The organism is Cryobacterium sp. AP23, from assembly GCF_054075385.1.
In genome coordinates this window covers 459,364-483,945 of record NZ_CM133415.1, presented here as the reverse complement: position 1 = coordinate 483,945, position 24,582 = coordinate 459,364, and the positions used below count along the sequence as shown (strand labels likewise).

Below are 24,582 nucleotides of genomic sequence, written 5' to 3'. Positions count from 1 at the left end.
GCACCTATTCTGCCGCACGCAGCTTCGCGAGCTCCTCACGTCGGAGGGCCTGGGCCGCCGGATCCGGCACGGGCAGGGAGGCGAGGAGCCGCCGGGTGTATGCATCCTTCGGCGCGCCGAGAACCTCTGCGCCGGTGCCTTCCTCGACCAGGCGGCCGTGGTACAGCACCGCGATCCGGTCGGCGAGGATGTCGACCACCGCGAGGTCGTGGCTGATGAACAGGGCGGCGAATCCGAATTCGCGTTGCAGTTCGGCGAACAGTTCGAGCACCCTGGCCTGCACCGAGACGTCGAGGGCGCTGGTCGGTTCGTCAGCGATGAGGAGCGCCGGCTCGAGGGCGAGTGCCCTGGCCAGGCTGGCCCGCTGGCGTTGCCCGCCGCTGAGTTCGTGCGGGTACCTGTCGCCGAATGCACGCGGCAGTTGCACCGCCTCGAGGAGGTCGTCCACCCTGGTGCGTGCGCCGCGCGCGTTCTCGACCCTGCCATGCACCACGAGCGGCTCCGCCACGCATTCCGCGATGGTGAGCAGCGGGTTGAAGCTCGACGCCGGGTCCTGGAACACGAAACCGATCTGGCTGCGCAACGGCTTGAACTTGCGCTCCGAGAACCCGTTCATCTCGTGCCCGAGCACGCTCAGCGAACCGTCGGTGACCCGGGTGAGGCCGGCGAGGGCCCGGCCGATGGTGGTCTTCCCCGAGCCGCTCTCACCGACGAGGCCGAGTACCTCGCCGGGGCGGATGGCGAAGCTCACGCCGTCGACGGCCACGAAGCCCGGACGGCCGAACCGGCCGGGATACTGGATGCGCAGGTTGTCGGCGACCACCACGGGCGCCTGGGCGGCCCATTCGGGACTCCGGGCCTCTGCGCGTGCCGCCGCGCGCACGACGCCCTGGCCGACGTACGGCACGGCGGCGAGCAGCTTCTGGGTGTATTCGTTCTGCGGGGAGGTGAACAGGGTGTGAGCATCCGCCTCTTCGACGACCTTGCCCTGGTACATCACGGCGACCCGGTCGGCCAGGTCGGCCACGACGCCCATGTTGTGGGTGATCAGCACGATGGCGGTGCCGAATTCGTCCCGGCAGCGCCGGAGCAGGTCGAGGATCTCGGCCTGGACGGTGACGTCGAGCGCCGTCGTCGGCTCGTCGGCGACGATCAGCCCGGGTTCGAGCACGAGCGCCATGGCGATCACGACGCGCTGCTTCTGACCGCCGGAGAACTGGTGCGGGTAGTAGTTGATCCGCACCTCCGGGTCGGGGATGCCGACCCGGCCGAGGATCTCGATCGCCTTCGCGCGGGCGTCGGCACGGTTGACCGTGCCATGCGCCCTGATGCCCTCCATGATCTGCCAGCCGACGGTGTACACCGGGTTGAGGGCGGTGGACGGCTCCTGGAACACCATGGACACGTCGGTGCCGCGCACCTGGCGCAGCTGCTTGCCGCTGAGCGAGATCACGTCGTTCGTGGCGTCGCCGCTCCGGCTGCTGAGGATGACGGCGCCCTCGGACACCGCGGTCTCCGGGAGCAGGCCCAGGATGGTCTTCGCGGTGACGGTCTTGCCGCTGCCGCTCTCGCCGACGATGGCGAGGACTTCGCCGCGGCGCACGCTCAGGGTGACGCCGTCCACTGCGCGGACGGCGCCGGCGTCGGTGGAGAAGGACACGCCGAGGTCGTTGATGCTCAGCACGGTCGGGCCGGGCTGGCTGGTGCGGATGTCGCTCATGAGGTGGCCTCGCCGTCGATGGTGTGGGTGGATCCGCTCTCGAGTCCGTTGAGTCCGCCGGGGCCGGCGCTCAGGGTGCCGCCGGGGACCACGGAGGTCTCCGCGACGAGGCCGGAGGACTTGCCGACGGCGCGGCGGCCGCGGAGGCGTGGATCGGCCAGGTCGTTCAGGCTCTCCCCCACCAGGGTGATGCCCATGACCACCAGGACGATGGCCAGGCCGGGGAACAGGGATGTCCACCAGATGCCGCTGGTGACGTCGGAGAGCGCCTTGTTGAGGTCGTAGCCCCATTCGGAGGCCGCGGTCGGTTCGATGCCGAAGCCGAGGAAGCCGAGCCCGGCGAGCGTGAGGATGGCCTCGGACGAGTTGAGGGTGAAGATCAGCGGGAGCGTGCGGGTGGCGTTCCGCAGCACGTGCCGGAACATGATCCGGGTGTTGCTCGCGCCGAGCACCCTGGCCGACTCGACGTAGGCCTCGGCCTTGATGCGCACGGTCTCGGCCCGGATCACCCGGAAGTACTGCGGGATGAACACCACGGTGATGGAGATGGCCGCGGCCATCACCCCGCCGATGAGGTCCGATTTCCCGCCCGAGATCACGATCGACATGACGATGGCCAGCAGCAGCGACGGGAACGCGTAGACCGCGTCGCAGACCACCACGAGCACCCGGTCGAGCCAGCCGCCGAAGTAGCCGGAGAGGAGGCCGAGCAGGACTCCGGCGAAGAGGGAGAGCACGACGGCCACGACGATCACGAACAGGGCCGTCTGGGCGCCCCAGAGCACCCGGGACAGTACGTCGTATCCGCCGACGGTGGTGCCGAGCGGGTGCGCTCCGCCTGGAGCCTGCTGGGCGCCGAAGACCCCGTCCGGCCCGCGGAGCTGGCTGTAACCGTACGGCGCCAGCAGCGGCGCCAGGATGGCGGTGAGGACGAACACCGCCGTGATGATGAGGCCGGCCACGAGCATGCCTCGCTGCAGGCCCATGCTCTGCCGGAGCTGGTGCACGATGGGCAGCCGGGCCAGGATGGAGGGCTTGGTGGGCTTGGTGTCGGTCGCACTCATGATCAGTACCGCACTCTCGGGTCGATGATCGCGGCGATGATGTCCACGATGAAGTTGGTGAGGGCGACGATCACGGCCAGGAGCGCCACGATTCCCTGCACGGCCACGAAGTCACGCGCCTGGAGGAACTCGGAGAGCATGAAGCCCAGTCCCTTCCATTCGAAGGTCGTCTCGGTGAGCACGGCGCCGCCGAGCAGCAGGGCGATCTGCAGGCCGATGACGGTGATGATGGGGATGAGGGCCGGGCGGTAGGCGTGCTTGCGCACAAGTCGGAACTCGCTGACGCCCCTCGACCTGGCGGCGTCGACGTAGTCGGTGCCCAGCGTGCCGATGACGTTGGTGCGAACCAGTCGCAGGAACACCCCGGCGGTGAGCAGGCCGAGGGCCAGTGCCGGGAGCACGGCGTGCGAGAGCACGTCGGTGAGAACGGCAACGTTGCCGGTCTGGATCGCGTCGATCGTGTAGAAGCCGGTCTTGCCCGGCAGCAGCTGCATCTGCAGCTCGGACCCGGTCGTGGCGCGGCCCGCGACGGGCAGCACCTTCAGCCAGACGGCGAAGACGAGCTTGAACAGCAGCCCGGCGAAGAAGACCGGGGTCGCGTAGCAGAGGATTGCGAAGATGCGCAGGAACGCATCCGGGGCCTTGTCGCGCCAGTACGCGGCGACCATGCCCAGCGGGATGCCGACGATGAAGGCCACCAGCAGGGAGTAGAAGGCCAGTTCGGCGGTCGCGGCGCCGTAGGTGAGCAGCACCTCGGAGACGGGCCGGTTGGTGCTGATGGTGGTGCCGAAGTTGCCGGTGAAGATCTGGCCAAGGTACTCGACGTACTGCACCAGGATCGGGCGGTCGTAGCCGGCGGCGTGGATGCGCTCGGCCAGCTGGTCGGGTCCGAGGCGGCCACCGAGGGCCGCGGTGATGGGGTCGCCGGTGGTGCGCATGAGCCAGAAGACCATGGAGACGAGGATGAAGATGGTGGGGATGATCAGCAGGAAGCGCACCACGATGTAGCGCCCGATGCCGCCGCCGGAGCCGCCCTTCTTCTTGGGTGCCGGCGTGGCCGGCCTGGCTGCCCCTGCCGCTGGCGTTGTCGCTACAGTCGTCATTCTTACCTCACTCGTTCCGGGGCGTCTGACCCGGGCCCAAACATCCGTGCACGCCACGTGGCGTGCAGACAAAGAGACGGGAGCGTTCAGCGAGTTATCGCGCCGAACGCCCCCGTCGTCTAGCTGGTGTGTACCGTTCTATCAGCCCTTGGCGAGAGCAGCGTAGCGGAACTTGAACGACGCGTCGAGCGTGTCGGAGGCTCCGGTGACGGTGGTGCCGGTCACGGCGACCTGGGCACCCTGCAGCAGCGGCACGGTCGACAGCTGAGCTGCGACCTTGTCCTGGATCTCTTCGATCAGTGCGGTGCGTGCGGCGGGGTCGACGGTCACGGCCTGCTGCAGGATCAGGTCGTTCACTTCCTGGTCCTCGTAGTGGTTCTTGAGGAAGTTCTCGGTGAGGAAGAACGGGGTCAGGTAGTTGTCGGCGTCGGAGTAGTCCGGGAACCAGCCGAGCTGGTACTCCGGGTACACGTCAGAGGAGCGGTCCTTCGAGTACTGCACCCACTCCGTGGTCTGGAGGTTGACGGTGAAGAGTCCGGAGGCCTCGAGCTGGTCCTTGACCAGTGCGTACTCGTCGCCCGACGAGGGGCCGTAGTGGTCGTTGCTGTACTGCAGGTTCAGCACGACCTTGTCGGTGATGTCGGCGGCCGTGAGCGTCGCCTCGGCCTTGTCGGCGTCGGGTGCGCCTTCGCCGTCGCCGTAGAGGCCCTTGAGGGACTCGGTGGCGCCGGTCAGACCTGCCGGGACGTAGGAGTACAGCGGGGTGTAGGTGCCCTTGTAGACCTGGTCGGCGATCTCGTCACGGTCGACGAGGTCGGCGACGGCCTGGCGCACGGCGAGGGCCTTGGCCGGGTCGGCTTCCGGGGTTGCCGCGCCGAAGGGCTGGGTGTCGAAGTTGAAGACGATGTAACGGATCTCGCCGCCGGGTCCGTCAACGACCTCGACGTCCTTGTTGCCGCGGAGGTCCTCGACGTCGGTGGCGGACAGGCTGCGGAACGCCACGTCGATGTTCCCCTCCTGCACGTCGAGCTTGAGGTTGGACGAGTCGGCGTAGTACTTCACGTTGACGACGTCGGTCTTCGCGGCGCCGAGGAGGCCGTCGTAGTCCGGGTTGGCCTTGTAGCCGATCAGGTTGTTGAAGTCGTAGCTGGTGATGACGTACTGGCCGGCGAAGGCTTGGGCGTCGACGATGTCGGCGTCTGCGGTGAGCTCGGTCGCGGAGAAGGAATCCTCGTCCACGATCGGCCCGGCCGGGCTGGACAGGATCTGCGGGAAGATCTGGTCGTCCGGTGCGAGCAGGTTGAATACGACCGTGGTGTCGTCGGGCGCGTCGACGCTCTCGAGGTTGTAGAGCAGCGACGAGGGACCGTTGTCGGCGGCGATGGCCAGCTGGCGGTCGAAGCTGAACTTGACGTCGGAGGAGGTGAGCTCGTTGCCATTGGCCCAGACGAGGCCGGCCTTGAGCGTGACCGTGTACTGGGTCGGGGTGGTGTACTCGGCCGACTCGGCGATGTCGGGCTCGACATCCGGGCTGCCGTACGGGGTGTTCATGAGGAACGGGAAGACCTGGTTCTGCACGGCGAATGAGCCGTTGTCGTAGGAACCGGCCGGGTCGAGCGTGGTGACCTTGTCGGTCGTGCCGATGGTCAACGGCGCCGAGCCGTCATCGGTGGTCGTGGTGCCGCTGCTGGAGCAGCCGGCGAGTACGAGTGCCGCGGCCGCGAGACCGGCGGTGACGCCGATGTAGCGGCCGCGCCTGGTGGATACAAAAGCCATAGTCGAATGCCTCTTCCTCAAGGTGATTGCTTCTGGGTCTGTCCGCGCAGAGTGGTGCAGGCGCAGAAATGCGTTGCTGTATTCCAAGAATTAGCACACTATGCGCGTTGAACGGTCACTGGATGGAGCATCTTAATACAGCCGCAATATAGCGTTCCGGGCCGGGGAGCCGGGCGTCGGTCAGGATTCGCGCAGGTTCCGGCGTTCGGCTTCCACCCGGACGAGCTCGCGCTGGATGGCCACGTATACCTCGCGGTTGGTCGGATCCGCGCGCTGCAACCGGCCGAGCAGGTCGGCTTTCTGGCGCAGCAGGTCCTTCTCGATCAGCACCGTGGTGATGTCCCGCACGTAGCGGGTCACCTCCCGTTCGGTGCGTTCGGGCAGCGGGGCCATCGCGAGCTCTGTGACCAGGTTCGCCAGCGGGGCCGGGGTCTCCGCGACCACCCGGGCGAGCCAGTCGCCGGCGGCGGCGTGCGGCAGCGCGGCCGCAAGGGCGTCACGCACCACGGCGAGAGAGGTGTTGCTCATGCTGGTCTGTACGGCGCGCTGGACGAGGTCGATGCCCACCTGGGTCGGGTGCTGCAGCATCGCCATCAGCGCGTCCCGTTCGATGCGGGTGACCGGGTCGGCGGGAAGGTCGGCGAGCGAGAACAGGTGCTCCCGCACCACCGGGGCGGGCTCCCCCGCACGCCGGGTCTCGGCGGCAGGGGCGGTACGGGACCGCGACTGGGCCTGGCTGACCGCGCGGGACACCTCGGCCATGTCGACGCCGAGCATGCGCGACAGTTCGTGCACGTAGCCGGGCCGCATCGAGGGGTCGCGGATGTCGCTGACGATCGGCGCCGCCGCCCGCAGGGCGGAGACCCGGCCCTCGACGGTGTCCAGGTTGTACTGGGACAGCAGCTGCCGGATCATGAACTCGAACATGGGCTTCTTGGCCTCGATCAGCCGGCGCACGGCGTCGTCGCCGCGGTGCAGCCGCAGGTCGCACGGGTCAAGGCCCTCCGGGGCCACGGCGACGAAGGTCTGGGCGGAGAAACGCTGTTCCTCGGCGAAGGCACGCACGGCGGCCTTCTGGCCCGCGGCATCCGGGTCGAAAGTGAAGACGACCTCGCCGACGCCGCTGTCGTCGCCGAGCACCCGGCGCAGCACCTTGATGTGGTCGACGCCGAAGGAGGTGCCGCAGGTGGCGACGGCAGTGGTGACGCCGGCCAGGTGGCAGGCCATGACGTCGGTGTAGCCCTCGACCACGACGACCTGGTGGTTGCGGGAGATGTCCCGCTTGGCCAGGTCGAGGCCGTAGAGCACCTGGGCCTTGTGGTACACCGGGGTTTCGGGGGTATTGAGGTACTTGGGGCCCTTGTCGTCCTCGAGCAGCTTGCGCGCGCCGAAACCGATGGTCTGCCCGGTGATGTCCCGGATGGGCCAGACCAGCCGGCCGCGGAACCGGTCGTAGATGCCGCGGTCGCCGGCGGAGACGAGGCCGGAGAGGGTGAGTTCCTCGGTGCTGAAGCCGCGTCCGCGTAGGTGCTTGGTCAGTTCGTCCCAGCTCTTGGGCGCGAAGCCGATGCCGAAGCGTTCGGCGGCCTGCGAGTCGAAGCCGCGTTCGCCGAGGAAGTTGCGGCCCACCTGGGCGCCGGGGCTGCCCAGCTGGTCGACGAAGAACTCCGCTGCGGCCTGGTTGGCCGCCAGCAGCCTGGCGCGGTTGCCGTGGTCGGGTGCGTTGCCGCCGTCTTCGTAGTGCAGCTCCATGCCGGCCCGGCCGGCGAGCCGTTCGACGGCCTCCGAGAAGCTGACGTGGTCCATCTTCTGCAGGAATGAGTAGACGTCGCCGCTCTCCCCGCAGCCGAAGCAGTGGTAGAAACCGACCTGCGGGCGCACGTGGAAGCTCGGGCTGCGCTCGTCGTGGAAGGGGCACAGCCCCTTCATCGAGCCGACGCCGGCGGACTTGAGGCTGACGTAGTCGCTGATGATGTCGGCGATGTTGGTGCGGGCCTTGACCTCTTCGATGTCGCCCTGGCGGATCAGTCCTGCCATGCGTCGACCCTCACGCCCCTGGACAGGTGCAACCGGCGCTGCAGGGCGATGGCGCTCTGGTCGGTGAGGCTGGCCACCTGGTCGACGATCACCCGCTTGCGGGCCCCGTCATCGACGGCATCCGCCCAGTCCTCCCGGAAGCCGGGGTCGAGGTGTTCGTCGCCGCTGGCGAGGAGGGTGTCGGCCAGGTAGGTCAGGGTTTCGCGCTGCTCGACGTAGAGCGGCTGGCGCACGTGGGTGGACATCACGAACGCGGCGACGATGCCCTTGAGCACGCCGATCTCGGCCTGCACCTCGCGCGGCACCACCACGTGGGCGCTGAAGCGGATGAGGTGCCGGTCGGGGTAGGCCGCCCTGGTGGCGGCGACAGCCGCGCCGCTGAACCGGCCGATGAGCTGGCTGGTCAGGTTCTTCAACCGGCCCTGGTCGCGCCGGCCCGCGGTCCAGCCGTGCAGCCAGACGTCGAGGGAGTCGAGCCGGTCGAACGCGGCCATCAGCTCGTCGTGGCTGAACTGCCCGCCGGTCCACTCGTACATCGAGGTGACCAGGGCGGCGTGCTCGCTGCGGCTGCTCAGCAGCTCCACGTCGAGGTAGCCGCTGACGACGGCGTCTTCGAAATCGTGCACCGAGTAGGCGATGTCGTCGGAGAGGTCCATGACCTGCGCCTCGACGCAGAGCTGCCGGGCCGGCGCGCCGTCCCGGAGCCACTCGAAGGCGGCCCGGTCGTCGTCGTAGAAACCGAATTTGGCGCGGCCGCTCGGGTCGGCGACCGAGGCGTCGGCTGCCCACGGGTACTTGCAACTGGCGTCGAGGCTGGCCCGGGTGAGGTTCAGTCCGAAGCTTTCGCCGTGGTCGCCGAACACCTTGGGCTCCAGGCGGCTGAGCAAACGGAGGGTCTGCGCGTTGCCCTCGAAACCGCCGATGTCGTGCGCCCAGGTGTTGAGGGCCTTCTCACCGTTGTGGCCGAACGGCGGATGGCCGATGTCGTGCGCCAGGCAGGCCGTGTCGACGATGTCCGGGTCCAGGGCCAGTCGCAGCGCGAGCTCCCGGCCGATCTGGGCGACCTCGAGGGAATGGGTGAGGCGGTTGCGGGCGAAGTCCAGCCCGGCGGCGGGGCTGAGCACCTGGGTCTTCGCGGCGAGTCGGCGCAGCGCGCTGGAGTGCAACAGCCGGGCGCGGTCGCGGGCGAAGTCGCTGCGGCTGGAGTCGTGTTCCTCCGGCTTGAACCTGGCCTCGTCGTGGGTGCTGTAGCCGGTCTGGTTAACCACCGCTGGTGTCCCCTTCTCCCTCGGTCAGGTTGGTGCGCTCGGCGCCGATGATGTCGCGCGAGTCGAGCCAGCGTTCGGGCAACGAGGTCTTCTTGGGGCTGCCGGCCCGGCCGCGTTGGCCCTCTGCTCCGATGCCGGGGTATGGCTGGTCGGGGTCGAGGGTGGCCAGCAGTTCGTCGAGTTGCTCGAGCGACACGACGGAGGCGAGGGCGGCGCGCAGGTCGCCGCCGACGGGGTAGCCCTTGAAATACCAGGCCACGTGCTTGCGCACGTCGCGGCAGGCGCGTTCTTCGCTGTCGAAGAACTCGGTGAGCAGCTCGGCGTGCCGGCGGAACGCATCCGCCACCTGGCCGAGACTCGGCTCGGCCTTGACCACTTCGCCGCGGAACGCTGCAGCAAGGTCGCCGAACAACCAGGGCCGGCCCAGGCAGCCACGGCCGACGACGACGCCGTCGCAGCCGGTCTCGTCCACCATGCGGAGCGCGTCGGCGGCGGACCAGATGTCGCCGTTGCCGAGCACCGGCACGCTGGTGATGGTGTTCTTGAGGGTTTCGATGGCCGACCAGTCGGCGTGCCCGGAGTAGTAGTCGGCCGCGGTGCGGGCGTGCAGCGCGATGGCTGCCACGCCGGCGCCCTCGGCGACCCGGCCGGCCTCGAGGTAGGTGAGGTGGTCGGAGTCGATGCCCTTGCGCATCTTGACGGTGAGCGGGATGGTGCCGGCCGCGGTGACGGCGGCTTCGACGATCTCGCGGAAGAGGGTGATCTTCCACGGCAGCGCCGCTCCCCCGCCCTTGCGGGTGACCTTGGGTACCGGGCAACCGAAGTTGAGGTCGATGTGGTCGGCACGGTCCTCGGCGACGAGCATCGTGACGGCCTCGGCGACGGTTTTCGGGTCGACGCCGTAGAGCTGGATCGAGCGGGTCTTCTCGCTCTCGTGGTGCGTGATCAGCCGCATGGACTCCGTGGTGCGCTCCACGAGCGCCCGGGAGGTGATCATTTCACTGACGTACAGGCCGGCACCGTATTCGCGGCAGAGCCGGCGGAAAGCGGTGTTGGTGATGCCGGCCATGGGCGCGAGGACCACGGGCACGTCGAGTTCGATGTCACCGATGCGGAGCGGTGACATCAGGTTCTGCGTGGGAGTCGAAGTGTTCATCTCGGTCAATTCTCCCAGACCCGGCCGGGCAGGAACGCCACGCCCGGCCGGCGGTGGAAAACCGCGGGCCGGGCGGGGCTGTGCAGGACGGTGCTGTACGGGTGGCTCAGATGCCGCAGGAGCCGCCGCCGCAGCATCCACCAGCGTCGTCGGACTGCTCGAGCAGTTGGATGATCGGGCGGGGAGCAGCGTCGGTGTCGGTCGCGGTGCTGGTGCTGTTCTCGCTCATGCGTTGGTCTCCTCGGGGATCGCGGTTCCTGCTTTTTCGCTTTGCACCTGGCGCAGCGCTTGCGCAAAGGTATCAGGGTCCTGGGCGCCGGAGATTCCGTACTTCCCGTCGATCACGAAGAACGGCACCCCCTGGATGCCGTACTCGGTGGCCTGGGCGACATCCGCCTTGACCGCGGCGAGGTACTCGTTTTCGGTGAGGGCGCGCACCACATCGGCCCGGTCCAGGCCGATGCCGGCGGCGAGGTCGGCGAGGTCCTCGATGCGACCGACGTGGCCGCCGTCGACGAAGTACGCCTTGAGCAGGCTCTCCTTCATCTCCAGCTGCAGGCCGTGCGCCTTGGCGTAGTGCAGCAGTTCGTGCGCCTTGATGGTGTTCGTCTGGTGCACGGAGTCGTAGTCGTAGTGCAGGCCGACGCTTTCGGCGATGCCGGTGACCCGTTCGAGCATCTCGAGGACCTGCGGCACCGGGATGCCCTTGCGGTCGCTGAGGTAGTCGACGGGGCTGCCCGCGAAGTCGACCGGGGTGTCGGGGGCCAGCTCGAAGGAGTGGTACTCCACCTCGACGTCGGCGCCATATGCGGCGACACCCGCCTCGAACTTGCGTTTGCCGATGTAGCACCAGGGGCACTGCACGTCGGACCAGATGTCTACTTTGATGGTTTCGCTCACGTCAGGCCCAACCCGAGCGACCCCTCCAGTTATTCCCGTACTGGATTCCGGCTCAGGCGGTGGGCGTGTCCACGGCGCCGCCGTAGCGGCGGTTGCGGGAGGCGTAGAGCTCGATCGCGTGCCAGAGGTCCACGCGGGAGAAGTCCGGCCACAGGGTGTCGAGGAAGACCATCTCGGCGTAGGCGCTCTGCCAGAGCAGGAAGTTGCTGGTGCGCTGCTCCCCCGAGCTCCGCACGAACAGGTCCACATCCGGTAGTTCCGACGTGTACAGGTGACGCTGGATGGACTTCTCGGTGATGCCGGAGGGCTTCAACCGGCCGGCCGCGACGTCCTCGGCCAGGGCGCGTACCGCATCCGCGATCTCGGTGCGCCCGCCGTAGTTGACGCACATGGTCAGGTTGAGCACGTCGTTGCCGGCGGTGAGCTTCTCGGCGAACTGCAGTTCGTTGATCACCGAGGCCCACAGCTTGGGTTTCCGCCCGGCCCAGCGCACCCGCACACCCCAGTCGTTGAGCTGGTCGCGGCGCCGGTGCAGCACGTCACGGTTGAAGCCCATCAGGAACCGCACCTCGTCCGGGGAGCGTTTCCAGTTCTCGGTGGAGAAGGCGTAGACGCTGAGGTGCTTGACGCCGATCTGGATGGCGCCGGCCACGACGTCGAGCAGCGCGGCCTCGCCGGCCTTGTGGCCCTCCACCCGGGAGAGGCCGCGGGCGTTGGCCCAGCGGCCGTTGCCGTCCATCACCACGGCGACGTGCTCCGGCACCACCTTGGTCGGCAGGGCCGGCGGGTACAGGCCGGTCCAGTCGACGGGCTTGAACGGAACGGCATCCTTGTGGGTGAACGGTGTGGCGGGGGCGGAACGGAAGGGGTTCGGCGTCATGCGCGCACGTGCTCCAGTGATCGAAGGCCCCGGCCGAGGTGCCACTGCGTGTACGCGGCGACGACCCCGGTGGCCTGGGCTTGGGTGGTGGCGGGGGCCTGGGCGGTGTACGCCCAGTCGCCGGTGAGCAGTGCGCTGAGCAGGGCGATGGTGGCTGGGTCGAGTCGGGGTGACCCCGGCGCGGCGCAGTTGTCGCAGACGATGCCGCCGACCTGCGCCACGAACGCCGAGTGCGGACCCGGCGCGCCGCAACGGGCGCAGTCGTGGAAACTCGGCGCCCAGCCGGCCATGGAGAGGGAGCGCAGCAGGTAGGAGTCCAGGGTGGCGCCGGAGCCGTGCTCGCGGCGGGACAGCGACCGGAGCGCGCCGACCAGGAGCAGGTACTGCTGCAACGACCCCTCGGACTCGGTGAGCTTGTCGGCCGTCTCGACCATGGCACTGGCCGCAGTATAGCTGCCGTAGTCCGCCGTGATCTGCGCCCCATAGGACGCAATCGATTCCGCCTGGTTGACGATGTCGAGGCTGCGGCCCTCATAGAGCTGCACGTCGACGACCATGAACGGTTCGAGCCTGGCGCCGAACTTCGACGCGGTGCGGCGCACGCCCTTGGCGACGGCACGCACCTTGCCGTGCTGCCGGGTGAGCAGCGTGATGATGCGGTCCGCCTCACCCAGCTTGTGGGTGCGCAGCACGACGGCTTCATCACGATAAACAGGCACGGTCAATTCTCCCACTTCCGCCGGCCGGATGCCCGCGCCCGCGCCGTGTGATGCGGGCGCGGTAGATTTTGGGGGTGTCCTCCACCCTTTTCGCGATCCCGCTCTGGACCGACCTCGTCGCCGTCGCCATCGGCGCCATCCAGGGCGCCATGTTCGCCGGCCGGTTCACCGACCGCAGGATGGACCTCCTCGGCATCGCCCTCATCGGGATCACGGTGGGGCTGGGCGGCGGCCTGCTGCGCGACGTCCTGCTCGGTGGGGTGCCCGCGGCGCTGCAGAGCAACTGGTACCTGCCCGTCGCGGCGGCGTTCGCCCTGCTCGGGATGCTGCTGCAGAGCCTGTTCAACAGGCTCGGTCCGTTGATCATCACGCTGGACGCCGTGACGATCGGCCTGTTCGGCGTGATCGGCACCACCAAGGCGCTCGCCGCGGGGCTGCCGGAGATTCCCGCCCTGTTCGTGGGCATGATCTCGGCGGTCGGCGGGTCTGCGCTGCGCGACATGATGCTGAATGTGCCCATCGCCGTGATGCACGTGGGTTCGTTGTACGCCGTCGCGGCGCTCGTGGGCTGCGGACTGCTCGTTGTCCTGGTGCTGTTGGAGGTGCAGATCACCGTGGCCGCGGTGATCTGCGTGATCGCGACGACGGTCATCCGGGTGCTCGCCGCCCGCTTCGGCTGGAGCCTTCCCCAACAGCGCGCCCTGGCCAGCTGGCCGCATTGGCGCCGCCGCGGAACGATCCCGTCGTTCCGCGGGCGCAACCCGCGTCGCCGGGTCGTCGTCGAGCCGGAGAACCCGGAGAACACCGGCCTTTCCTGAGGATTTATCACCCGACTACGATTTGCCCTCGCCTTTCCCCAAATCTGGGGTCACTATTGGGGTACAACCACGTCGCAGGGAGGTACTCCATGAAACGATTAGAGGGCACTGTGCCCGACCTGTTGCCCGTTCTGGCCAGGGGCAAACACAAGAGTCCGCGCAGTGGCGCTTGCTTCATGGAATTCGCCTCGCACCTCTCCGGCGAAGCCTGGAGCGACCACCCGGCGTGTACCCACCCGGTTCTTGCCTCGCTCGCGCGCATGGTGAACGACTGCACGTCTGACGACGCCAGGTCGCGCCTGATGACCCTGATTCCATCCGTGATCGGCCTGCGCGGCGACGACCAGCGAGTTCGCCTCGTCGTGGCCCTCCGGGCTGCGACTGCCGGCCTGCCGGTGGTCAGCGCGGACCACCAGCGGGCCCTGGCCGTCGGCATCCTCAATTGCCAGCGGCACCTGTCCCGCTCGCACGAGGGCGGCGCCATCGACGTGTCCGACCAGGTGCGGGAGGCGTTCGACCGTGCGCCGCAGACCGAACGGTGGGCGCGGGAGTTCATGGGCTCGGTGGGATCCTGGTCCCGCACCCGGTTCACGGACCGCACCGCGGAGTCGATCATCCGCATTTCGGTGCAGGGCATCGCCGAGGCGTGCATCCCTGACACCGATGAGCGCCTGCACGACCTGCTGGCCGCCGCGATCGACGACTGCACGCTCGTACTGGGCAAGCCGAAGGGCGAACCGGTGCAGGTCCCGGAGCCACTGGCTCCCGAGGCCGCGCGGAAGGCCCTGCGCGTCTAGAGGCAGCGCACCAACAAGACAACGTCCCCGGCGGGGCAGCGCCGGGGACGTTTCTGTGTGCCTGCTTCTGGCTAGACGGCGGCCAGTTCGCGGTCGCCCGTCTCGGCGCGGATGCCGCGGTTGACCGCTGACACCACTGCCTTCAGCGATGCCGTCGAGATGTCCGGGTCGATGCCGACGCCCCAGAACCGCTTGCCGTTCACGTCGAGCTCGACGTAGGACGCCGCGGTCGCGTCGCCCCCGGCGGACATGGCGTGCTCGACGTAGTCGTAGAGCGTGATCGCGATGCCTCGCTCGGCCATGACGCCGAGGAACGCGGCGATCGGGCCGTTGCCGGTGGCGGTGGCGCTCGCGACGGAGTCCGAGTCGCGCAGGTCGACCGTGAGGTTGACCGCGCCGGCCAGGTCGCTGGAGGTTCGGGTGGAGAACAGCTCGAACCGGCCCCACTTGGCGTCGGGGTTGGTGTGAGTGGCGGGCAGGTACTCGTCGTTGAAGATGTCCCAGATCTGCTCACTGGTGACTTCGCCGCCGTCGGCGTCGGTCTTGGCCTGCACCACGCCGGAGAACTCGATCTGCAGCTTGCGGGGCAGGTCAAGGTGGTGGTCAGTCTTCAGCAGGTAGGCGACCCCGCCCTTGCCGGACTGCGAGTTGACCCGGATGACGGCCTCGTAGCTGCGGCCCAGGTCCTTGGGGTCGATCGGCAGGTACGGCACGGCCCAGAGCAGGTCGTCGACGTCCTTGCCAGTCTCGGCGGCCTCGGCGGCCATGGCCTCGAAGCCCTTCTTGATGGCGTCCTGGTGCGAACCGCTGAAGGCCGTGAAGACCAGGTCGCCGGCCCAGGGGCTGCGCTCGGGCACGGGCAGCTGGTTGCAGTACTCCGCGGTGCGCTTGACCTCGTCGATGTTGCCGAAGTCGATCTGCGGGTCGATCCCCTGGGTGAACAGGTTGATGCCCAGCGCGACCAGGTCGACGTTGCCGGTGCGCTCGCCGTTGCCGAAGAGGCAGCCCTCGATGCGGTCGGCACCGGCCAGGTAGCCGAGCTCGGCGGCGGCGATCGCGGTGCCGCGGTCATTGTGCGGGTGCAGCGACAGGATCACGTTCTCGCGGTGGGCCAGGTTGCGACTCATCCACTCGATCGCATCGGCGTAGACGTTCGGGGTGGCCATCTCGACCGTGGCGGGCAGGTTGACGATCACCTTGCGGTCGGGCGTCGGCTCGAAGATCTCGATGACCTGGTTGGTGATGTCCACGGCGAATTCGAGCTCGGTTCCGGTGAAGCTTTCCGGCGAGTATTCGTAGTAGACGGTGGTGCCGGGCACGGTGGCTTCGAGGGCACGGCAGGTGCGGGCACCGAACAAAGCCAGGTCGATGATGCCCTGCTTGCCCTCGCGGAACACGACGTCGCGCTGCAGCACGCTGGTGGAGTTGTACAGGTGCACGATGGCCTGCTTGGCGCCGGCGATGGACTCGTAGGTGCGGCGGATCAGGTGTTCCCTGGCCTGGGTGAGCACCTGGATGGTGACGTCGTCCGGGATTGCACCGTCATCGATGAGGCTGCGCACGAAGTCGAAGTCTGTCTGGCTCGCTGACGGGAAGCCGACCTCGATCTCCTTGTAGCCCATCCGCACCAGCAGGTCGAACATGATGCGCTTGCGCTCGGGGCTCATCGGGTCGATGAGCGCCTGGTTGCCGTCGCGCAGGTCGACGGCGCACCAGCGGGGCGCCTCGGTGATGCGGTTGGCCGGCCAGGTGCGGTCCGGCAGGTCGACGCTGAACTGGTCCTGATAAGGACGGTACTTGTGCACGGGCATCGTGGATGCGGCCTGGTTGTTCTTCATGGTCTGTTTCTCCTCGCAAAGTGGTGGTCAGCCGACGACGAACTCCGCGACGAGTGAGGCCTCAGATTAGGACTCGTCGCGGCAGCTAAGGAGGAGCAGACCGAACAGCACAAGAAAAAGGGTAACACCGTTTGCCGCTCAGGTCTCGTCCCGGTTCTCAGGTCGCGGCGAGGGCCGTCACCGGCGACACGCATACCGCCCGCCGGGCCGGCACGATCGTGGCTGCGACGGCCAGCACGGCGGTGCCGGCCACGGACAGCACGACCAGGAGCCACGGCACCGCGGGGGCGACGAGCCCGCCGCCGGCAAGCGAGCCGAACAGGGACTGCGCGGCCGCCCAGCCGTAGAGCACCCCGAGGGCCAGGCCGAAGGCGACCGCGGCCACGGTCATCTGGAGGCTTTCCGCGAGGATCATGGCGCGCACCTGGGCGCCGGTGAACCCCAGCGCGCGGAGCAGGCCGATCTCGCGGGAGCGCTGCAGCACGCTCTGGGCCAGGTTGTTCACCATGCCGACGGCCGCGATCAGGGCGCTGAAACCGACGAGCGCCGAGATGACCGCGAGACTCATGGCAACGGTTTCGCTGATCGCCTGCCGCACCGCCGGCTCCTCCATGGCAGTGTCCATCATCCGCTCGAACGTGGCGCCGGCCACGGCGAACATGGTGATGAGCGTCACCCCGATGACCAGGCCGATGGTGGCGCGGGCGCTGCGTTCCGGATGCTGCTGCGCGTTCGCGGCGGCGAGGCGGGCGGGTGCGCTGCGGCCCAGTGCCCGGCCGGACAGGGCCAGGATGGGCGGCATGATCAGGTGGGAACCGAGTGCCAGCCCGCTGAAGGAGAGAATCCCACCGATCAGGCCGAGGAAGACACCCTCAGGAGCCTGTTGGCCCACGAGCACTCCCCCGGCCAGGAAGAGCAGCCCGGTCAGGATCAGCAGGATCGCGATGGTGTTGCGGGCGGGGCGCCGGGCGGCTTCGTCGAGGGAACGTTCCTGGGCCGCTCCGACGGCCTGCATGGGGCTGACCGTCAGGACCCGGCGCGAGCCGACCCAGGCGGCGCACCAGGTGGACAGCACTACGACGGCGACCGGCAGCGCCAGTAGCGGTTCGAGAAGGGTGTAGCGGAGGTCGGGCAGCACGCCGGTCGACACCAGGATGCGCAGTCCTGCGGCCGTGAGCACGGTGCCGGCGACCGCACCGATGCCGGCGCCGATCGCACCCACGGTGAGGCCGTCCCTGGCGACGGCGCGACGCTGGTCCCTGGCGCTGGAGCCGATCAGGCGCATCAGGGCGATCGTGCGGGTGCGGCCGGCGATGATGGTCGCGACGGTGTTCGTGGTGACGATCGAGCTCACGTACACGGCAATGGTGATGAACAGGAACGCGACGATCGACAGCGCGGTGCGGACGGCGCCGATGCCGGACGCGTCACCCGCGCTCACCGCGACGGCGATGATGCCCGTGACCTGCAGCAGGACCACGCCGAATGCCGAGGCCAGCGACGCCACGAGGAGGCTGGCCCCGCGGCCGGCGGTCCCCTGGGCAAGGCCCGAGCTGCGGTGTCCGCGACGGCGGCTCATGCGCGCAGCTCCATGCCGAGCATGATGGCGGAGATCTGTTCGGCCGAAGTCCGTGCCCTGTCCTCGACGACCCTTCCGTCGGCGAGGAAGAGAATGCGGTCGGCATAGCTGGCCGCGATGGGATCGTGGGTGACCATGGCGATGCTCTGTCCGTATTCGGCATTCGCCGCCTTGAGCAGGGCGAGAACCTCCCGGCCGCTGCGCGAGTCGAGGTTGCCGGTGGGCTCGTCGGCGAAGACCAGCTCGGGCCGCGTGGCCAGGGCGCGGGCGATGGCCACGCGCTGCTGCTGACCTCCGGAGAGCTCGTGCGGGCGGTGCGCCAACCGGTCACCCAGGCCGAGTGACTCGATCAGCCGGTCGATCCATCCGCTTTCATCTGCGGTGGGCCGGCGGCCATCCAGGGCGAACGGCAGCAGGATGTTGCCGCGTACGTCCAGTGTGGGAACCAGGTTGAAGGCCTGGAAGACGAAGCCGATCCGGCGCCGCCGCAAGACGGTCAGGGCGGCGTCGGGCAGGCTGCTGATCTCGGTGTCGCCGAGCCAGGCGCGCCCGGCCGTGGCCGTGTCCAGGCCCGCCATGATGTGCATGAGGGTGGACTTGCCCGAACCGCTGGGGCCCATGATGGCGGTGAACTGCCCGCGGCGGATGCCGATCGATACGTCGTCGAGTGCGGTGACCGCCGTGCTGGCCGATCCGTAGTCCTTGCGCAGGTTGGTGACCCTGGCAGCGAGGCCGGGTTCTGAGGTGTTTTCCATGCCCTCGACGCTACGGAGCGCACCACGGCCGGCACATCGGGCGCGGGATGGCTGCACCCGGCCGCGAGGATGATTCGCTCCGGGCGCCGGTCATCCGCGGGGACTACTGGGTGAGGCGGTGCTGGAATGCGAAGACGACAAGTTGCACCCGGTCGCGCAGGGAGAGCTTCGCGAGGATCCGGCTGATGTGGGTCTTGACGGTGGCTTCACTGAGGAACTCCCCCGCCGCGATCTCGGAGTTGCTGAGGCCCAGGGCGGCCAGGGCGAAAATGTCGCGCTCCCGGCTGGTGAGGGTACGGTAGGCCGCCGGTTCCTCCTGTTCCGGAGCCGGCGCATCGAAGTGCGCGAACAGTTCACGGGTGGCGGAGGCAGCGATCACGGCGCTTCCGGCGTGCACGGTGCGGATGGCCGCCAGCAGGAACTCCGGATCGGCGTCCTTGAGCAGGAAGCCGCTGGCACCGCCACGGATGGCCCGGCCGGCGCTCTCGTCGAGTTCGAAGGTGGTGAGGACCACGATGCGCGGTGGCGTCGTTCCGGCGGCCTCTGCCGCGGCCAGGATCGCGACGGTGGCGTCGATGCCGTCCATGACGGGCATCCGGATGTCCATCAGGATCACGTCGGGCCGCACGGCCGCGGCCATGGTGACCCCGGCCGCCCCGTTGCCGGCTTCGCCGACAAATTCGAGGTCGGGTTGTGAGGACACCAGCATGCGGATGCCGGCCCGGAACAGCGCCTGGTCGTCGACAAGCGCCACCCGGATGCGCGGGGAGTCGGACTGGTCCACGTCGCTCATGCCGGTGCTCCGTTTCCGGGCAGCGGAACAACCGGGCCCATCGGTGTCGCCGGGTTCGGTTGAACCAGCGCGTTGGTGGTGAGGGCCGGGAGCCGGGCGGCCACGATGAACCGGCCGCCGATGGATTCCGCCGCCAGGGACCCGCCGGCCAGGAGCGCACGCTCGCGCATGCCGGGTAGACCGTGCCCGATCTCGCCGTCCCGGTCGGTGACGGGGTCGGCGCGCACCGCGTTGTCGATCGTCACAGCGACCCATCCGTCCGTCCAGGCGAGGGTCAAATATACCGCCCGACCAGCATCGCCGTGGCGCAGGGCATTGGTGAGCGCTTCCTGCACGATGCGGTAGACGGCCAATTGGGCGCCGGAACCCAGCGTTGTGGCAGCGCCCGTGGTCGTCCACTCGATGTCGAGCCCGGTGCTCTGCATCTGGGCAACGAGGCGATCGAGGTCGGCGAGCACCGGCTGCGGCCCGGCGGCATCGTCCTGGCGGAGCCGGGTGAGCAGGATGCGCACATCACCGAGCGCCTCCCTGGCGGTGGAGGAGATCGTGGTCAGCGCCGCATCCACCGCGTCGGGGTCCTGGGCGCGGGCGTACCGGGCGCCGTCGGCCTGCGCGATCACCACGGCCAGGGAATGGGCGACGACGTCATGCATGTCCCGGGCGATGCGGTTGCGCTCCTGCTCCACGACCACGCTGCGCTGCGCCACTTTCTGCTCCTCGACCGCGCGGTACTGGCCGAGCCGGCCGGCCCTTGCGGTTTGCCAGGTGCGCATGAGCAGACCGAGGGTCCAGGACAAGCCGAGCACGGCGAGGCTGGCGACGAAGGTGGCGACCACGGACCAGACCAGGCCGCCGACGTCGCCCTGCCCCACCGCCTCGGCGATGGAGGAGGTGCCGCGCTGGGTGATGCCGAGATAGCCGGCCGCGAGGAGCGCACCGACGCCGACCGAGAGCAGGCCCGCCCAGCGCACCCATCGTTCGGCGTAGGCCGCCGTGGCGTACAACACGGCAAGGATGGCGATGTCGCTGGTGAGCACCGGCAGTCCGGCCAGCATCTGCGCCAGCGCGGCGATCCAGGCCAGGGCCAGGGCGAGGGCCGGCGAGAGCCGGCGCACGGCGACAGCGACCGCGAGTGCGGCCAGGACGTACAGGGATAGGACGCTGCTGTATGGGTCGGTCAGGATGCCGACGAGCAGGAAGCCGCCCGCGATGCCCACGTCGACGAGCAGGGTGCGTCGCGGCAGCGGGCGGAAACCACGGCGGCCGGCGAACACGTTCGGGCTGGCGGCCAGCCAGGCCGGCGGCGGCGGCAGCATCAGCCAGGTCTCCGCCGAGAGCCCGTCGGCAGGCAGCACTCCTGGCGGGTAGTCCTGGGCGGCCTCGCGACGGTCGGCCCGGCCGCGCAGGACGAACGCGCCGACCCAGCCGGCCACCAGGACGGCGGTGAGCAGGAACCCGCCGGCGAGCCGGAGGCCGAACTCGACGACGAATGTGACCATCCCGTCGAGGCCGTTCCGGTTGGGCGCATAGACCGTCAGGAGCAGCAGGCAGCTGAGGAGGGCGCTGACCAGCAGGCCGCTGCCGAGGGCGACGAACCGGATGGCGGGCCGCCCGGCCAGGCATACGCCCCAGGTGACGAGGCAAGCGCTCACGTACAAGAGCGTCAGCCCTAGAGCGTCACCAACAGCGCTGCCGGTCACGACGACGGTCGCGACCGTGGCTGCCACGATCATTACGATCGCTGCTGTCGGCACGAGCCGCGAGAGGGCGACGGCACCCGCGAGGAGGCAGACGACGAACAGCGACCGAACGCCGAAGGCCAGTGCCGCACTCCCCCACACCAGCGCCACGATGACACCGAGAGCCGGTTCGAGAGCCCAACGGTACGGCGCCATGCGCGTGAAGAAGCCTTGAGCAGCCATCACACCAGCGTAGGCCTCGGTGGATGCGGGGCTCTCGCGGGGCCGGAGAGATCATCCCGGGGTGGCCCCGATGTCATCCCAACGATGTAGCCGCGCCCGGCGGTCACCGCGCGGCGAGCTCGGCGACCAGGCCTTCTACCGTCGTGGCGGTCACACCGACGCTACGGCCGCGGCGGGCGAGAGCCCCGCCGATGGCGTCCAGCTCGCTCTCCTGCCCGGCTTCGAGGTCGTTCTGCAGTGACGAGCGCATGGCCGGTGGAAGCGCGCCGAGGGCGCGGGTCAGCTGCTCGACCTCGGTCGGCACGCCGTCCACGGTGGCGATGTCGGCGATCTCGGCCAGCAGGGCGGAGGTGAGCGCCGGGTCCCGTTCGATGGCCGCTCCGACCGGCATCCGCCAGTACGAGGTGAGGAGGGCCAGCGGGGCCAGGAACCGAAGCTTCGTCCAGAGGACATCCGCGTCGGTGCCACCGACCGTGACATCGAGGCCGGCCGAACGCCAGGCCGTGGCGATGGCTGAATCGGCCGCGTGGGCGGGCACCCTGAGGCGAAGGAACGGGCTGCGGTGTTCGATGACGGTGGGGCTGAGCCGGGTCGACTCGACGGCGACCGAGGCGCCGGCCACCATGGCACCGGGCGTGACGGCGCGGAGGACCGGCAGGTGCTCGATGCCGTTCACCAACGACACCACCTCGGCCGGGTGTGAGGCGCGGAGGTCGTCAGTGACGGCGGGCAGGGCGAACGCCTTGGTGGCGATGATGACGTTCGCACCGGTGGGGACCGACGTGACTGCCCGGATTCTGGCCACGCCGTCACCGAAGTGCCGGCTGCGGATGGTGAGTCCCTCGTCGGTGATCGCCCGGGCGGTGGCGGGGCGGGCAACGGCCACCACGTCCACACCGGCGCGGTCGAGCAGGGCGGCGATGAGGCCGCCGACGGCGCCGGCACCGACGACGGCGATGACGGGCTCGGGCATTGGTTCCTGCAACATTGGGGCTCCCTGTTTCTCCGCTGGGCGTGCCGGTTCCGGTCGGAGCGCGGCACCCGTCCATTGTGGCAAACTCGCCGGGCGGCTTAGGGTGTGGAAATGCCCAATTCTGCTGCCGCCCTCGCCGGTCTCGCTGACGAGCGCTTCGTCTCCCTCACCACCTATCGCCGCTCCGGCGCAGCCGTGTCCACCCCGGTCTGGATCGCCAGTGACGGCGGCGACCTCATCGTCACCACCCCAAAGGAAAGCGGCAAGGTCAAGCGCCTCCGCAACAATGGCAGTGTGCAGTTGCGACCGTGCTCCCGGACCGGGTCGGTCAAGGACGACGCCGTGACGGTGGATGCTCACGCCACTGTCGTCGACGACGACCACAGCCGCGCGTTGCTCACCCGCGTCTTCGGCGGCAAGTACCGCCTGGAGTACCGGGTGTTCCTGTTCATCGAACGACTGGGCAAGGCCGGCGCGAAGCAGCGCGTCATGCTGCGAATCAGCGATTCGAGCACACCGGCCGCCTCGTAGCCCGCGCGCTCACTGCCACCCACGGATAGCCGCCTACAGATAGCCGTTCGGCATCAGATCGGCAGGTCACTCCGTGCCGGGTACCGTCACTCTGTGTGCGGCGGTTTGAGGGTGCGCGGATCGTGGGCGCGGTGCGGGTCTGGTTTTCGCCATGGCCCGGTCGGGTCGATCCACCGGGGTGCTTTGACTTGGGGCACGCCTGTGACCATGCGGATTTCCCAGCCGGAGGTGTCGATGGTGTGGTGGTGGTACCAGCAGAGCAGCACCCCGTTGGACACGTCGGTGGGTCCACTCTTGAACCAGGGCACGACGTGGTGCACTTCGGCCCATTGGGGTGGGGAGCTGCAGCCGGGGATGATGCAGCCGCCGTCGCGGGCGGTGATGGCTCGGCGTTGCGCCCGGTTGAAGAACCGGGTTTTCCGGCCCAGGGCGAGGACGGCCCCGTTTTTGGCCAGGTACACGGGTTGCATGCCGCCGTTGTCGATCATCTGGTTGACGGTTTTCATCGATACCGGCCCGTCGATGCCGTCGATCCAGCCGACGCCGACTCCGGCGAGCAGGTCGGTCGCGTTCACGTGCACCATCACCGTCGGCGGCATCCCGCCCATGGTCGGGGTGCGGGGGTCCTGGGCGACCTGGGTGAGGATGCCGCGGAGGATGTCTGCCCGTTTCTCGCCGCCGGTGCGCTCGTCGAGGATTTCGCCGGGGACCAGTTCGCCGGCCTCGATACGCAGCTGGTCCTCCGCGGAGGGGAACTTGGGGGCGGAGCGGGCGGATTGGAAAGTGTTGAACAGGGCTTCGATGGTGCCCTTGAACTCGGGGGTGACGCCACCGCGCAGCGGGTAGAGGCCGTCGCGTTTGGTGCCGAACGAGAACGTGGACTTCGCTTCGAGGAGCGGCGCGTTCGGGGCGGCCCCGTCGGGGTTCAGCCGGGCTTGCCAGGGCTGGGTCATCTCGCGGATGCGGTCGGCGGTGAAGGTGAACCCGTCCGAATCGCCCAGCCGGACGACCGGTCCGTCGGGACCGGTGGCGCGGTCGAAGCGTGACCCGGTGGCGCACTCGACGAGGTCGCGCTCGGCGGCGTCGACATCGGCCGGGTTGGCGTCGAAGCGGCCGTGCACCGTGAAGTCGGCGAGGCCGGTGACGATGTTCTCTGCCGCGTCCATGCCGAGTTCCCCGGCGGCCAGGGCCGCGGCCACGATGGGGAACAGGGGCTCGAGGACGTTGCCGGCCACCATCCGTGGCGCGACTTTCGCACCGAGGGCCACCCTCCGTTTCATCTCCGGCACCGAGGCCCGGGTCAGCAGGGTGAGTAGTTCGTTCTCGTGCGAGGCTCCCATCCGCCAGGCCAGCGACTCGGCGCCCAGGCCCCGGTGGCCGCGGTCGCTGATCGTCGAGGCCGTGGTGACGCGGGCCGCGTCCACCGGGCGGCCGATCCGCTCGACGGTCTGGGTCAGCGCGACCGCTTCCGCGTCGCTGAGCCCGCTGGCATCGATCGACGCCATCACGGCTTGCACCGTGCGTGCCGCGTCGGAGAGGGCGCTGAGCTTCTCACCGAAGGCCCCGGTGCGCGCCTGCTGCACCGCGGGAAGCTCGTCGGGCTCCCGCCACTCGGGCTGTGGCTTTCTGCGTTTCGGAGCCTTCGGGACGGTGGAGGTGGTGTCGGAGGTGCCGCCACCAGTCGCGCCGAGCGGCGTCGAAGCAGCGGGCGCTGGGACGGCGAGGCTGGTGTTCCAATCGGCCGCCGGCTGAGCGGCGGGAGGGCCTCCCGTCGCTGCTGTGGAACCACCTGCCAAGTCTTCGTCCATACCCACATTCTCCCACGAATGAGAGATTTATGTGAGGAAATGTCACCTTATCCACAGGGCAATATCGCAACTGTTTCCCAATCGGACAAGTGGTCCCGGTGTGCCGGGACCACTTGTCCGCAGCGGGAACAGTTGGGCTGCGTGG

The 24,582-nt window shown here is 69.0% G+C and carries 21 protein-coding genes; 3 read left to right on the top strand and 18 right to left on the bottom strand.

Translation table 11 applies throughout. From position 1 onward, the window contains the following. Positions 1–4: 4 nt before the first annotated feature. The 11 genes from ACU5E9_RS02265 to recO form a co-directional block, all read right to left on the bottom strand. The gene (locus ACU5E9_RS02265) at positions 5–1,720 is read right to left on the bottom strand and encodes an ABC transporter ATP-binding protein (protein ID WP_456812032.1); all 1,716 of its coding nucleotides are present in this window, start codon (positions 1,718–1,720) and stop codon (positions 5–7) included. Further along, positions 1,717–2,784, bottom strand: a complete 1,068-nt coding sequence (locus tag ACU5E9_RS02260; protein WP_456812031.1) for an ABC transporter permease — start codon at positions 2,782–2,784, stop codon at positions 1,717–1,719. Before ACU5E9_RS02260 ends, ACU5E9_RS02265 begins: the two co-directional genes overlap by 4 nt. A 2-nt stretch (positions 2,785–2,786) precedes the next feature. Beyond that, positions 2,787–3,887, bottom strand: coding sequence for an ABC transporter permease (locus tag ACU5E9_RS02255; protein WP_456812030.1), 1,101 nt, complete (start codon positions 3,885–3,887; stop codon positions 2,787–2,789). A 141-nt stretch (positions 3,888–4,028) separates the two neighbouring features. After that, positions 4,029–5,663 carry an ABC transporter substrate-binding protein gene (locus ACU5E9_RS02250; protein WP_456812029.1) on the bottom strand — a complete coding sequence of 545 codons (1,635 nt, stop codon included), beginning with the start codon at positions 5,661–5,663 and terminating at the stop codon, positions 4,029–4,031. A 180-nt stretch (positions 5,664–5,843) separates the two neighbouring features. After that, entirely contained in the window at positions 5,844–7,700 is a 1,857-nt protein-coding gene (gene dnaG / locus ACU5E9_RS02245; RefSeq protein ID WP_456812028.1) for a DNA primase, read from the bottom strand. Then, positions 7,688–8,968 (bottom strand): deoxyguanosinetriphosphate triphosphohydrolase, encoded by a 1,281-nt coding sequence (locus ACU5E9_RS02240; protein ID WP_456812027.1) that lies wholly within the window; start codon positions 8,966–8,968, stop codon positions 7,688–7,690. Before ACU5E9_RS02240 ends, dnaG begins: the two co-directional genes overlap by 13 nt. Further along, the gene (dusB, locus tag ACU5E9_RS02235) at positions 8,961–10,124 is read right to left on the bottom strand and encodes a tRNA dihydrouridine synthase DusB (protein ID WP_456812026.1); all 1,164 of its coding nucleotides are present in this window, start codon (positions 10,122–10,124) and stop codon (positions 8,961–8,963) included. The genes ACU5E9_RS02240 and dusB overlap by 8 nt, the downstream gene beginning before the upstream one ends. Positions 10,125–10,230: 106 nt before the next feature. Then, positions 10,231–10,353 carry a hypothetical protein gene (locus tag ACU5E9_RS02230; protein ID WP_456812025.1) on the bottom strand — a complete coding sequence of 41 codons (123 nt, stop codon included), beginning with the start codon at positions 10,351–10,353 and terminating at the stop codon, positions 10,231–10,233. Then, entirely contained in the window at positions 10,350–11,024 is a 675-nt protein-coding gene (locus ACU5E9_RS02225) for a DsbA family oxidoreductase (protein WP_456812024.1), read from the bottom strand. Before ACU5E9_RS02225 ends, ACU5E9_RS02230 begins: the two co-directional genes overlap by 4 nt. Positions 11,025–11,076: 52 nt before the next feature. After that, positions 11,077–11,904: an isoprenyl transferase gene (locus ACU5E9_RS02220; RefSeq protein ID WP_456812023.1), complete on the bottom strand. Its 828-nt coding sequence runs from the start codon at positions 11,902–11,904 to the stop codon at positions 11,077–11,079. Then, the gene (gene recO / locus ACU5E9_RS02215; protein WP_456812022.1) at positions 11,901–12,623 is read right to left on the bottom strand and encodes a DNA repair protein RecO; all 723 of its coding nucleotides are present in this window, start codon (positions 12,621–12,623) and stop codon (positions 11,901–11,903) included. The genes ACU5E9_RS02220 and recO overlap by 4 nt, the downstream gene beginning before the upstream one ends. Before the next feature lie 74 nt (positions 12,624–12,697). Here recO and ACU5E9_RS02210 point away from each other — a divergent pair, with 74 nt between their 5' ends. Both ACU5E9_RS02210 and ACU5E9_RS02205 read left to right on the top strand, forming a co-directional pair. After that, positions 12,698–13,441, top strand: coding sequence for a trimeric intracellular cation channel family protein (locus ACU5E9_RS02210; protein WP_456812021.1), 744 nt, complete (start codon positions 12,698–12,700; stop codon positions 13,439–13,441). A gap of 176 nt (positions 13,442–13,617) precedes the next feature. Further along, on the top strand, positions 13,618–14,238 hold the full coding sequence (locus ACU5E9_RS02205) for a hypothetical protein (RefSeq protein ID WP_456812020.1): 621 nt from the start codon (positions 13,618–13,620) through the stop codon (positions 14,236–14,238). Between the two features lie 71 nt (positions 14,239–14,309). Here ACU5E9_RS02205 and leuA read toward each other — a convergent pair whose 3' ends face one another. The 6 genes from leuA to ACU5E9_RS02175 all read right to left on the bottom strand — a co-directional run bounded on the left by leuA (position 14,310) and on the right by ACU5E9_RS02175 (position 22,113). Further along, the gene (leuA, locus tag ACU5E9_RS02200) at positions 14,310–16,076 is read right to left on the bottom strand and encodes a 2-isopropylmalate synthase (protein WP_456812019.1); all 1,767 of its coding nucleotides are present in this window, start codon (positions 16,074–16,076) and stop codon (positions 14,310–14,312) included. A 157-nt stretch (positions 16,077–16,233) separates the two neighbouring features. Further along, a complete protein-coding gene (locus tag ACU5E9_RS02195) occupies positions 16,234–17,655 on the bottom strand; it encodes an FtsX-like permease family protein (RefSeq protein WP_456812018.1) in 1,422 nt (473 codons plus the stop codon). Then, a complete protein-coding gene (locus tag ACU5E9_RS02190; RefSeq protein ID WP_456812017.1) occupies positions 17,652–18,410 on the bottom strand; it encodes an ABC transporter ATP-binding protein in 759 nt (252 codons plus the stop codon). The genes ACU5E9_RS02195 and ACU5E9_RS02190 overlap by 4 nt, the downstream gene beginning before the upstream one ends. Before the next feature lie 103 nt (positions 18,411–18,513). Continuing rightward, positions 18,514–19,203 (bottom strand): response regulator, encoded by a 690-nt coding sequence (locus ACU5E9_RS02185; RefSeq protein WP_456812016.1) that lies wholly within the window; start codon positions 19,201–19,203, stop codon positions 18,514–18,516. Continuing rightward, positions 19,200–21,125 (bottom strand): sensor histidine kinase, encoded by a 1,926-nt coding sequence (locus ACU5E9_RS02180; protein WP_456812015.1) that lies wholly within the window; start codon positions 21,123–21,125, stop codon positions 19,200–19,202. The genes ACU5E9_RS02185 and ACU5E9_RS02180 overlap by 4 nt, the downstream gene beginning before the upstream one ends. A gap of 103 nt (positions 21,126–21,228) precedes the next feature. Continuing rightward, positions 21,229–22,113 (bottom strand): ketopantoate reductase family protein, encoded by an 885-nt coding sequence (locus ACU5E9_RS02175; protein WP_456812014.1) that lies wholly within the window; start codon positions 22,111–22,113, stop codon positions 21,229–21,231. A gap of 96 nt (positions 22,114–22,209) precedes the next feature. Here ACU5E9_RS02175 and ACU5E9_RS02170 point away from each other — a divergent pair, with 96 nt between their 5' ends. Further along, positions 22,210–22,629, top strand: coding sequence for a PPOX class F420-dependent oxidoreductase (locus ACU5E9_RS02170; protein WP_456812013.1), 420 nt, complete (start codon positions 22,210–22,212; stop codon positions 22,627–22,629). Positions 22,630–22,715: 86 nt separating this feature from the next. On the opposite strand, the gene ACU5E9_RS02165 is transcribed toward ACU5E9_RS02170, so the two are convergent. Continuing rightward, the gene (locus ACU5E9_RS02165) at positions 22,716–24,437 is read right to left on the bottom strand and encodes a DUF222 domain-containing protein (RefSeq protein WP_456812012.1); all 1,722 of its coding nucleotides are present in this window, start codon (positions 24,435–24,437) and stop codon (positions 22,716–22,718) included. Positions 24,438–24,582: the final 145 nt, after the last annotated feature.

Coding starts and splice junctions, on each gene's coding strand:
- ACU5E9_RS02265 (WP_456812032.1), bottom strand. CDS start 1,720: ATGAGCGACATCCGCACCAGCCAGCCCGGCCCGACCGTGCTGAGCATC.
- ACU5E9_RS02260 (WP_456812031.1), bottom strand. CDS start 2,784: ATGAGTGCGACCGACACCAAGCCCACCAAGCCCTCCATCCTGGCCCGG.
- ACU5E9_RS02255 (WP_456812030.1), bottom strand. CDS start 3,887: ATGACGACTGTAGCGACAACGCCAGCGGCAGGGGCAGCCAGGCCGGCC.
- ACU5E9_RS02250 (WP_456812029.1), bottom strand. CDS start 5,663: ATGGCTTTTGTATCCACCAGGCGCGGCCGCTACATCGGCGTCACCGCC.
- dnaG (WP_456812028.1), bottom strand. CDS start 7,700: ATGGCAGGACTGATCCGCCAGGGCGACATCGAAGAGGTCAAGGCCCGC.
- dusB (WP_456812026.1), bottom strand. CDS start 10,124: ATGAACACTTCGACTCCCACGCAGAACCTGATGTCACCGCTCCGCATC.
- ACU5E9_RS02230 (WP_456812025.1), bottom strand. CDS start 10,353: ATGAGCGAGAACAGCACCAGCACCGCGACCGACACCGACGCTGCTCCC.
- ACU5E9_RS02220 (WP_456812023.1), bottom strand. CDS start 11,904: ATGACGCCGAACCCCTTCCGTTCCGCCCCCGCCACACCGTTCACCCAC.
- ACU5E9_RS02205 (WP_456812020.1), top strand. CDS start 13,618: ATGGAATTCGCCTCGCACCTCTCCGGCGAAGCCTGGAGCGACCACCCG.
- leuA (WP_456812019.1), bottom strand. CDS start 16,076: ATGAAGAACAACCAGGCCGCATCCACGATGCCCGTGCACAAGTACCGT.
- ACU5E9_RS02195 (WP_456812018.1), bottom strand. CDS start 17,655: ATGAGCCGCCGTCGCGGACACCGCAGCTCGGGCCTTGCCCAGGGGACC.
- ACU5E9_RS02190 (WP_456812017.1), bottom strand. CDS start 18,410: ATGGAAAACACCTCAGAACCCGGCCTCGCTGCCAGGGTCACCAACCTG.
- ACU5E9_RS02185 (WP_456812016.1), bottom strand. CDS start 19,203: ATGAGCGACGTGGACCAGTCCGACTCCCCGCGCATCCGGGTGGCGCTT.
- ACU5E9_RS02180 (WP_456812015.1), bottom strand. CDS start 21,125: ATGGCTGCTCAAGGCTTCTTCACGCGCATGGCGCCGTACCGTTGGGCT.
- ACU5E9_RS02175 (WP_456812014.1), bottom strand. CDS start 22,113: ATGTTGCAGGAACCAATGCCCGAGCCCGTCATCGCCGTCGTCGGTGCC.
- ACU5E9_RS02170 (WP_456812013.1), top strand. CDS start 22,210: ATGCCCAATTCTGCTGCCGCCCTCGCCGGTCTCGCTGACGAGCGCTTC.
- ACU5E9_RS02165 (WP_456812012.1), bottom strand. CDS start 24,437: ATGGACGAAGACTTGGCAGGTGGTTCCACAGCAGCGACGGGAGGCCCT.